Source organism: Flavobacterium sp. (assembly GCF_044361065.1).
Taxonomy (GTDB): Bacteria; Bacteroidota; Bacteroidia; order Flavobacteriales; family Flavobacteriaceae; genus Flavobacterium.
Window position 1 is genome coordinate 18,423 of record NZ_JBIKJI010000008.1, and the last position, 10,123, is coordinate 28,545.

Annotated in this window: 9 protein-coding genes and 1 riboswitch; of the genes, 2 read left to right on the forward strand and 7 right to left on the reverse strand. The window is 30.4% G+C overall.

Annotated elements, in window-relative coordinates:
- Nucleotides 1–82: 82 nt before the first annotated feature.
- Nucleotides 83–189, reverse strand: a riboswitch (SAM riboswitch).
- 336 nt (nucleotides 190–525) lie between these two features.
- Entirely contained in the window at nucleotides 526–1,797 is a 1,272-nt protein-coding gene (metK, locus tag ACIQ11_RS01190) for a methionine adenosyltransferase (protein WP_396152039.1), read from the forward strand.
- 60 nt (nucleotides 1,798–1,857) lie between these two features.
- Here the strand turns inward: metK and accD are convergent, their stop codons facing one another.
- From accD to ACIQ11_RS01205, 3 genes are all read right to left on the reverse strand, one after another.
- Nucleotides 1,858–2,712, reverse strand: a complete 855-nt coding sequence (gene accD, locus ACIQ11_RS01195; protein ID WP_396152041.1) for an acetyl-CoA carboxylase, carboxyltransferase subunit beta — start codon at nucleotides 2,710–2,712, stop codon at nucleotides 1,858–1,860.
- Between the two features lie 86 nt (nucleotides 2,713–2,798).
- Nucleotides 2,799–3,866: a class II fructose-bisphosphate aldolase gene (gene fbaA, locus ACIQ11_RS01200; protein WP_396152043.1), complete on the reverse strand. Its 1,068-nt coding sequence runs from the start codon at nucleotides 3,864–3,866 to the stop codon at nucleotides 2,799–2,801.
- Nucleotides 3,867–3,936: 70 nt separating this feature from the next.
- Nucleotides 3,937–6,489, reverse strand: coding sequence for a BamA/TamA family outer membrane protein (locus tag ACIQ11_RS01205; protein ID WP_396152045.1), 2,553 nt, complete (start codon nucleotides 6,487–6,489; stop codon nucleotides 3,937–3,939).
- Between the two features lie 32 nt (nucleotides 6,490–6,521).
- Here ACIQ11_RS01205 and ACIQ11_RS01210 point away from each other — a divergent pair, with 32 nt between their 5' ends.
- Complete coding sequence (locus ACIQ11_RS01210; RefSeq protein ID WP_396152047.1) at nucleotides 6,522–7,247, forward strand: RNA methyltransferase; 726 nt, start codon at nucleotides 6,522–6,524, stop codon at nucleotides 7,245–7,247.
- 17 nt (nucleotides 7,248–7,264) lie between these two features.
- Here ACIQ11_RS01210 and ACIQ11_RS01215 read toward each other — a convergent pair whose 3' ends face one another.
- The 4 genes from ACIQ11_RS01215 to ACIQ11_RS01230 all read right to left on the reverse strand — a co-directional run bounded on the left by ACIQ11_RS01215 (nucleotide 7,265) and on the right by ACIQ11_RS01230 (nucleotide 9,963).
- The gene (locus ACIQ11_RS01215; RefSeq protein ID WP_396152049.1) at nucleotides 7,265–7,963 is read right to left on the reverse strand and encodes a porin family protein; all 699 of its coding nucleotides are present in this window, start codon (nucleotides 7,961–7,963) and stop codon (nucleotides 7,265–7,267) included.
- A 3-nt stretch (nucleotides 7,964–7,966) separates the two neighbouring features.
- Nucleotides 7,967–8,698 (reverse strand): bifunctional demethylmenaquinone methyltransferase/2-methoxy-6-polyprenyl-1,4-benzoquinol methylase UbiE, encoded by a 732-nt coding sequence (ubiE, locus tag ACIQ11_RS01220; protein ID WP_396152051.1) that lies wholly within the window; start codon nucleotides 8,696–8,698, stop codon nucleotides 7,967–7,969.
- A gap of 48 nt (nucleotides 8,699–8,746) precedes the next feature.
- Entirely contained in the window at nucleotides 8,747–9,244 is a 498-nt protein-coding gene (locus tag ACIQ11_RS01225; protein WP_396152053.1) for a dihydrofolate reductase, read from the reverse strand.
- 161 nt (nucleotides 9,245–9,405) lie between these two features.
- Entirely contained in the window at nucleotides 9,406–9,963 is a 558-nt protein-coding gene (locus ACIQ11_RS01230; protein WP_396152055.1) for a hypothetical protein, read from the reverse strand.
- Nucleotides 9,964–10,123 lie beyond the last annotated feature (160 nt).

Genomic DNA, 10,123 nt, shown 5'->3' on the forward strand with positions numbered 1-10,123 from the left:
TAAAATGATTATACTGCTTTCAAAAAAAATGAAAACACGAAATAAACTTAAAATTGATATCAGCGAAAAATGTGAAATTTTCAAGTTATCTGCTTCCTATATTATTAGGAATAGAATGTAGCACCTTCTACAAGAGTAGGGTTGCTAAGGTTTCAATGGGTCTAATCCCTCCACCTTTCGTGATAACAATCAGTATGTTTATGAACGGGGCAAAGGTACTAAAAAAAATGAAAAAAGAAATATTTTCTAAAATTTAATTTTTACAGATATAAATTCAGATAATTTTTCATTTAAAATTAATATTAATAGATTATTTTTCATAAAATAAATGATTTTGTTGAAAATTTAATTTAAATCAATTTTTATGATTTGTATTTCAAATTGATTTTATAACTTTGCAGCAGAATTAAAGAGGAAAAATTTGAACTGATTGCAACCTCGTTAAAAAATGCTAAAGCAGAAACTTCCCTACTTTAGTATTTCCTTGCAATTTTTTCGTTAATTATTATATATTAATTTATAATTATGGCTTATTTATTTACGTCGGAATCTGTGAGCGAAGGGCATCCAGATAAAATTGCAGATCAAATTAGTGATGCATTAATTGATAACTTTTTAGCATTTGACCCATCGTCAAAAGTAGCTTGTGAAACTTTAGTAACAACTGGACAAGTTATTTTGGCTGGTGAAGTAAAATCAAATACCTATTTAGATGTACAAACTATTGCACGTGATGTAATCAAAAAAATTGGTTACACAAAAAGCGAATATATGTTTGAAGCCAATTCTTGTGGGGTTTTATCAGCAATTCACGATCAATCTGATGATATTAACAGAGGAGTTGATAGAGCTGCAGCTACAGATTTTGAATCGAAAGCAAATGCACAAGGTGCGGGTGACCAAGGAATTATGTTTGGTTATGCTACAAACGAAACCGTTGATTTAATGCCTTTAGCATTAGATTTAGCACACAAATTATTACAAGAATTAGCAGAATTAAGAAGAGAAAATTCAGCCATTACGTATTTACGTCCTGATGCAAAATCTCAAGTTACTTTAGAATACAATGATGACAATGTTCCAGTAAGAATTGATTCTATTGTAGTTTCTACACAACACGATGATTTTGATGAAGAAACTTCTATGCTTGCAAAAATTAAGAAAGATATTATTGACATCTTAATTCCAAGAATTTTAGCTAAATATCCTCAATATGCGCATTTATTTAATGATAAAATTGAATACCACATTAACCCAACTGGAAAATTCGTAATCGGAGGACCACACGGAGATACTGGATTAACAGGTAGAAAAATTATCGTGGATACTTATGGCGGAAAAGGTGCTCACGGTGGTGGTGCTTTCTCAGGTAAAGATCCAAGTAAAGTTGACAGAAGTGCTGCTTATGCTGCGCGTCATATTGCGAAAAACTTGGTTGCTGCAGGTGTGGCAAGCGAGGTTTTAGTTCAAGTTTCATATGCTATTGGCGTTGCAAAACCTTGTAACATTTATGTAAACACATACGGAACAGCTAAAAATGGGTTATTAGATTCTCAAATTTCAGATAAAGTAGCACAATTGTTTGATTTAAGACCTTATGCTATTGAGCAAAATTTAAAATTAAGAACACCAATTTATAGTGAAACTGCTGCTTACGGACATATGGGACGTAAAAATGAAGTAGTAACAAAAACGTTTAAATCACCAGACGGTGTTGTAAAAACAGTTGAAGTTGAATTATTTACTTGGGAAAAATTAGACCGTGTAGCAGATATTAAAACTGCCTTTGGAATTTAATATTTTCTAAAGCAAGAATAAAAAAACCCGATTTTCAAATGAAAATCGGGATTTTTGTTTTTATCTTATATCTTTGTTTAAGATTAAATCGATATATAAATTAATTTTATCTTTTAATTCTTTTCTATGTGAAATAAAATCTAAGAAACCGTGTTCTAATAAAAATTCTGAGGTTTGAAAACCTTCTGGCAAATCTTTACCGGTTGTATCTCTCACAACACGTGGTCCCGCAAAGGCAATTAAAGCACCTGGTTCTGCAATATTAATATCTCCAAGCATAGCATAAGAAGCAGTAGTTCCTCCCGTTGTAGGATCAGTACATAAAGAAATATAAGGTAATTGAGCTTCTGCAAGTTGAGCTAATTTAGAAGACGTTTTTGCTAATTGCATTAATGATTGTGCTGCTTCCATCATACGTGCTCCACCTGATTTTGAAATCATCACAAATGGTAATTTATTTTTGATAGCATAATTGACACCTCTTGAGATTTTTTCACCAACTACAGCGCCCATCGAACCACCAATAAAAGCAAAATCCATACAACAAATAACAATGTCATTTCCTTTAGATTTTCCTACTCCAGTTCTTACCGCATCTTTTAGTTTGGTTTTTTCGGTAACTTCTTTTAAACGATCACTATACTTTTTAGTATCCACAAATTTTAATGAATCTACTGAAGTTAAATTAGCATCTAATTCTTTGAATTCATTATCATCAAATAAAATTCTAAAATATTCAGCACTACCAATTCGTACGTGATAATCGTCTTCTGGACTTACCCATAAGTTTCTTTCTAATTCTTCTGAATCTACAATTTTTCCTGTAGGCGATTTGTACCACAATCCTTTCGGTACATCTTTTTTATCCTCAGTTGCGGTTGTAATCCCTTTTTCTTTTCTTTTAAACCAAGCCATAATTTTTCAAGTCAAAAGTTAAAAGTCAAAAGTCAAAAGCCAAACAAATCTGAAAACATTCAGACATTCGACTTTTGACTTGATGACTATAATGTATTTACGTTATTTAAATCGGCGAAAGCCTGTTCTAATCTTGTATTGAAAGTAACTTCTCCTTCACGAATCCATTTTCTTGGGTCGTAATGTTTTTTATTTGGACTGTCGCTTCCTTCAGGGCTACCAATTTGTGTTTTTAAATAATCGATTTTAGAGGTCATATAATCTCTAATTCCTTCTGTAAAAGCAAATTGTAAATCGGTATCAATGTTCATTTTGATTACACCATACGAAATGGCTTCTCTTATTTCTTCAATCGTAGAACCTGAACCTCCGTGGAAAACAAAATCTACTGGATTAGCACCTGTATTGAATTTATTTTGAACGTATTCTTGCGAATTTTTTAAAATTTTAGGTGTTAATTTTACATTTCCTGGTTTGTACACACCGTGAACATTTCCGAAAGAAGCAGCAATTGTAAAACGTGGACTAATTTTCATTAACTCTTCGTATGCATAAGAAACTTCTTCTGGTTGTGTGTACAATTTAGAACTATCCACATCTGAATTATCTACACCGTCTTCTTCTCCACCAGTAATTCCCAATTCAATTTCTAAAGTCATATCCATTTTACTCATTCTTGCTAAATATTGCTTGCAAAGTTCAATGTTTTCTTCAATTGGTTCTTCAGATAAATCAATCATATGAGAAGAATATAATGGTTTTCCTGTTTCTGAAAAATTTTTTTCAGAAGCATCTAATAAACCATCAATCCAAGGTAATAATTTTTTTGCACAATGATCTGTATGTAAAATTACGGTTGCGCCATAAGCTTCAGCTAAAGTATGTACGTGTTTTGCACCAGCAATAGATCCTAAAATAGCTGCTTTTTCACCAACATTTGACATTCCTTTTCCAGCATTAAACTGACCGCCTCCGTTTGAAAACTGAATAATTACAGGTGCATTTAATTTTGCTGCTGTTTCTAAAACACCATTTATTGTACTACTTCCTGTAACGTTTACAGCTGGTAAAGCAAATCCTTTTTCTTTCGCGTAATTAAAAATTTCTTGAACTTGATTTCCAGTGGCTACTCCAGGTTTGATATTATGACTCATACGTTTTTATTTATTGATAATTTATTTATGTTGTTTTTTTGAATTTACAAAAGTAAGAATTTTATTAATTTTAAAAAGGATAATTGATACCTATATTAAAAACAGTTTTAGAAAAGTTCATATCTTTCAACCATCTTTGCGAATATTCTTTAGCAGGATTGTAAGCTTTGAAACCTAAATCGCCACGAATTACAAAGAAACCAAAATCATATCTAAGTCCAAAACCAGTACCTAAAGCAACCTCTTGAAAAGATTTTGTTCCTTTAAATTTTAATTTTTCATCTTCTACGTTATCTGAAACATTCCAAATATTTCCAGCATCCGTAAATAAAGCACCATTTAAGCTATTAAAAATATTAAATCGGTATTCTAAATTTAAAGAAAGTTTTAAATTGGCTTCATTAAAATCGTTTACACTTAAACTTGATCCAGGGCCTAATGAATAGGCTTGCCATCCTCTATTATCATTACTTCCACCTGCAAAATAACTTCTTGAAAAAGGCACCGAATTTGAATTTCCATATGGAACAGCCACTCCTCCAAAAAATCTAAATGCTAAGGAACTTTTCTTATATAACTGTAAGTGTTTAATGTATTCAAATTCCGTTTTAAGATATTGCGCATATTCTACACCAAAAACAGTTTGATTGTCGTTACTATTTAAGGCTTCTTTTTTTTGCTTTGCAATTACATTTAAAATATTTCCTGAACTTTCAATTTTTGCTTTAATATTGTAAAACTGAACATCATTAACACTTCTTTTGGTACTTAAATTATAAGAAAAACTTGATGATAAAATCAAATTGTTTTCGATCAATCTTTTTCTTCTTTCTCCAATGGAGTTGATGGTTTTAAAATCCGTTTCATCAGCTACGTTAATGCCACCACTTTTTACTTCATTAATAAAATCTACCGCTCCAGAAAAAGTCAAATTTCCAGCGTCGTCTTCAAATGCAGCATTTGTATTATACGTTTGTGCTAAATTATTTAACGTATTGTATGAATAATTATACACGTTAAAATAATTATCAATATTTAAATTTTTAACAAATTGTAAGTTAAATAAATCCAACTTAAACTTTTTAGTTTCATCTTTATTTAATCCCCAATCGTAATAAAAACTTCCGTAATAATTTTCTTTATCCAAACCAATATTTGTTTGTTTTGATAAACCTAAGGTAATAGAAGTACTTGGTAACGATTCTTTACTAATAATTTTATTCGTATTTATAGGGAAGAAAATTCTTGGAAAACTTAATTTTACATCAGCACCATATTCAAGTATATTAAAAAAAGCATCCGTACTATTTTTTATGCTGGCATCTCTAGAGGAACCCAAATTACCTCGCAACGAAAAATCTAAAATTTCGGCGCCTTTAAATAAATTTCTAAACGTAATTCCTGTAAATCCAGAAATACCAAACAACTGAATGTTAGATTGCGTAAAATCGCCTTTAATATTGAAATTATATTTTTTTAATGGAGTTAATATAATATTTGCAATTAAACCGTTTCCTGTAGCGTCTTCTACATATTGAATTCGAGGATACGCAAATACTCTTAAATTAGATAATGCTCTTGTAGTTAGTGTTTTATCTTGATCACTAAATAGTTTTCCTTCTTCAATAAAAATAGCATTTACTAATGCTTTAGGTTTATATTTTAGTTTCCCAGAACTGTAAAAATTAATTTTTTTGTACGAAATACTATCAATTCCGATGGCTTTCTCTTTTACTTGTTTGTCTGTAAAAACATTGACTTTACTGATTTTATATAGCTTAAACGGTTCGGTGAAAGTAGAATCGCCTCTTTTTACTACCCTATTTCCAATATTAAACGTAATGTTCAATTTATTAGCTTTACCAATTGTATCCACATCAGGACGTTTAATATAATTTTCTTGAAAATGATACAATCCTCTGTTTCTAAATTCTGTGGCAATTCGTTTTTTCTCGTTACTAATATTTTCGGCAGTATACGTTTCTCCTGTTTTTATTAACGAATTTCCAGAAATATTTTGATATAATGAATCGACAATAGGTGTTTCAATATTTCTAAAAATACTATCAATTACATAGGGTTTACCTGTATTTATTTGATACGTAACTTTTACTTTTTTATTTTTTAACGAATCGATTTTAGATGCTACTTTCACATCAAAAAATCCTCTATTAAATTGATACGATTGCAATCTAATTTCCGATTTTCTAACTCTTGCCGTATCTAAAATAGAAGGCGCTTCTCCTACTTCCTTGAAAAAATCACTATATCCAGAAACCAAAAACGATTTACCCAAACGATTTACTTGCTTTTTAGAATACAATTTAATCATTCTATCTAATCGATTTGGTTTTTTTAGCAACCAAGCTTGATAAGACGAATCGGCATTTTTTTTACTCAAATTGTATAATTGCAAACGGGGTTTAAATCCCAATAACTTACTGTTGGGTTTTTGGTACAATTGATTGTGCAAATCTTCTGAGTTAGAAGATTTGTTATTTACTATAATTTCGTTATCTTCAATAAGCAATTGTTTCTTTTGGAGCTTTCTTACTTCAGAACAAGAGTAAAAAAGTAGTCCAAAAAGAAAAAATAGTGCTATTTTTGGAGTGAGATTCTTCAAACGCTTAATTTTTATCAAAAATACAATTTTTTATGGTTAGCAAAAACCAAATTAAACTAATTAATAGTTTACAGCAAAAAAAGTACCGTAAGTTACACAATCTTTTCATAGCGGAAGGTAAAAAAGTAATTCAAGAACTTATTGACGCTAATTTTAGTCTTGAACATTTATTTGTAACCAAAACAGATTTGTTTGACAAAAAACACGCTGCAACGCTTATTTTAGATAGTGAACTTAAAAAAATATCGGCTTTAACTACCGCAAATGATTGTTTGGCTGTTTTTGAAATAAAAGAAACCACTTTCAAACCAACTTCTGGATTAGAATTGGCTTTAGACAACATAAAAGACCCAGGAAATATGGGAACTATTATAAGATTATGTGATTGGTTTGGTATTTCTAAAATCGTTTGTACTGAAGAAACCGTAGATATTTATAATCCAAAAGTAGTACAAGCTACTATGGGAAGTTTAGCCAGAGTACAAGTAGAATACACCAATTTAGTTGCTTATTTAAAAGCTACTGATTTGGAAATTTTTGGAACATTTATGGATGGCGAAAACATTTATAAAAAAGAATTACCTTCTAATGGCATACTTGTAATGGGTAATGAAGCCAATGGTATTTCTTCGGAAATAGAACAATTAGTTACTCAAAAAATTGCGATTCCAAGATTTGGAAATTTACAACAAACCGAGAGTTTAAATGTAGCTACAGCCACTGCGATATTTTTATCGGAATTTAAAAGAAGTGAATAAAAAATAAACTTTACGACTTAATGGAACGTGAAGTTAACAAAAACAGCTCTGGTTTGCATGGATTTAATATTTCCTGTCCAAGGAGAATTTGGATCCACATCGCGAATTAATTCATCGCCCGTTCCAAAAACACCACGGATAGATGGAGAAAATTTAAAATATTCTAAATATAAATCCAATCCAAAACCTACTTCGTAATTTTGCGTCCAGGTTTTTACTCGGAATCTATTTGCGGAATTATCATCTGTAGCTTTTTCGTTACTTCCTAAATTTAAAGTAGAAGATACACCTCCAACTAAATATGGACATACATTTCCAGTTCGTAATGCAGAATATTTTAACAATAATGGAAAATGTAAATTGGCTGCTTTTACTTCTCTTAATTTATCAACACGGTCTTCAATATTTGGGTAAATTAAATTACGTTGCGTGGCATAAAAACCAGGTTCGAAACGCAAATCGAAAAATTCTCTTAATCTTAAATTGACTACCAAACCAACATTAAAACCAGTAGCTGGCTTCAGCTCAATATCTTTTCCAACCGTTTTATAATTAAATTGATAATTATAACTGCTAAACCCTAAATAATACCCAAAATGAATTTTTTTCTTCTCAAAATTTTCATCATTTATAATTGGATTTTTACCAAAGGTACCGCCCTGAGCGAAAGATTTCAGTGCGAATAATAAAATAAAAATAAGATATCTAACTTGCATTTTTTACTTTTTTGATGCTTTATAAATTGTAGCTACGCCCATTGTTTGAGGTTCGTGCTTTACTTCTATAAACCCAATTTTTCGTAAAATATTGTTTAACGCTTCGCCAAAAGGGAAATTTTGTGCGGAAGTAGATAAATATTTGTACGCAGCTTTATCTTTAGAAAACAGTTTTCCTATGGTTGGCATAATAAAATTGGTATACACATAATACCCTTGTTTAAAAGGAAATGTAGTAGGAACAGAAGTTTCTAAAATAATAAAAGTGCCATTTGGTTTCAATACACGAAGTATTTCAGAAAGCCCTTTTTCAAGATTTTCGAAATTTCTAACTCCGTATGCCACGGTGATTACATCAAAATAATTATCTGTGTAGGGAATTTTTTCGCCATCACCTAAAACCATTTGAATTTTTGAAGCTAAGTTTTTTTCTAAAATTTTTTTCTTACCCATATCAAGCATACCTTGCGAAATATCTAAACCTATAATTTCTGTAGCAGTAGTTTCGGCAAATAATATAGCTAAATCGCCTGTTCCGGTAGCAATATCAAGAATCGACGTTGGCTGTTGAAGTTTTACCATTTGTAGAATCTTCTTTTTCCAGGTAGCATCTGTTCCTAAAGAAATTATTTTATTTAATCCATCATAATTTTCGGAAATGGTATCAAACATTTGAGCCACTTGCTCTTTTTTACCTTTTTCGGAATCTTGATACGGTTTTATGCTTTCAGACATTGTTTTGATTTTGAAGTACAAAAGTAATTGAAAATTATGAATTACAATTTACGAATTACGATTTGACTTAATAAAAGTTTGAAACGTAAAATCAAAGGCGTGTTTTTCATCATTTGGATGTAGTTCTTCAAAAACAAGTTCCCATTGTTCTGGGTTTATTTCTGGAAAAAACGTGTCGGCTTCTACAGTTGTATGCACGCGAGTAAGCTCTACTTTATCAGCCATATCAATAGATTGTTTATAAATTTCGCCACCGCCAATAATAAAAATTTCTTCATTTTTTGGACACGCTTCTATGGCTTCTTCTAAACTTGAAACCACCATACATCCTTCTGGTGCTATATAATCATTTTGACGAGTAATAATAACGTGCGTTCTATTCGGTAATGGTTTTGGAAAACTTTCAAAGGTTTTTCTTCCCATAATGATATAATGCTCGGAAGTTAGCGCTTTAAAACGTTTAAAATCATCTGGTAAATGCCAAACCAATTGGTTGTCTTTTCCCAAAGCATTGTTAGTTGATGTTGCGGCGATTAGTGTTAGCATAGTTGTAAATTTGATGTGCTAAGGTAGTGATTTTGTGAGAATTATTTCTTTAAACTTAGGAACTGATTATTTTCTATTAAGGATAAAATTTCTTGCGAAAGGTAAACGTGAATTTACTACAAAATTCGCAATCTTGCCAAACGCCTGTTGTGCTTTCGGTTTTAATTGCAATTACTTATCGTTAATTTATTTTTAGAATTTGATTTTATTATTTTTTCCAGTTTCCACGTTTCTTCGTGTAGTTTGAATTCAGTAATTCCTTTGTTTTTTTCAATTAAATATTTTTCTATTCTTATTTGTTTCTTTTTATTCAAAAAATCAATCGGCTTTTCATCTAAATCAATGTAATTATCATTAATCCCTAAAGATGTGCCAAAACAACTTTTTTTATTATCAATATTTTGGAAATCAATTTTTAAAGTATCATTTTGATTCGCTAGCATGATATTTAGATTATCTTCACAACAGCCACATTTCAAATTAGATTGATACCATTCTGTGTGATTTTTTTGATAATCTTTAACTATAAATGTTTTACTAAGTTTATTATTGGAAAAAATCAATTTGTCACCTTCATTGTATGGAAACCATTCATAATATTCATTACTAAATGAAGTGCAATTGACAACGTATTGACCAAAAAAATAATAATACATAATTAGGAGGCTACTTAAAATTCCTAAGAGAATGATTAATATTACTTTTATGTTTTTTTTCATACAATTATGTTCTTTTCATTTCGTCGCGCGAAACTGACGCACAACTTGTATATATACTCAATTTTTTGTTATTTAGTTGAGCATATCCTCCTATCTTCTAATAGCTTTGCTCAATTATTATGTATTTGATATTTTTTTCTATACCGAAACCGCACCTTTA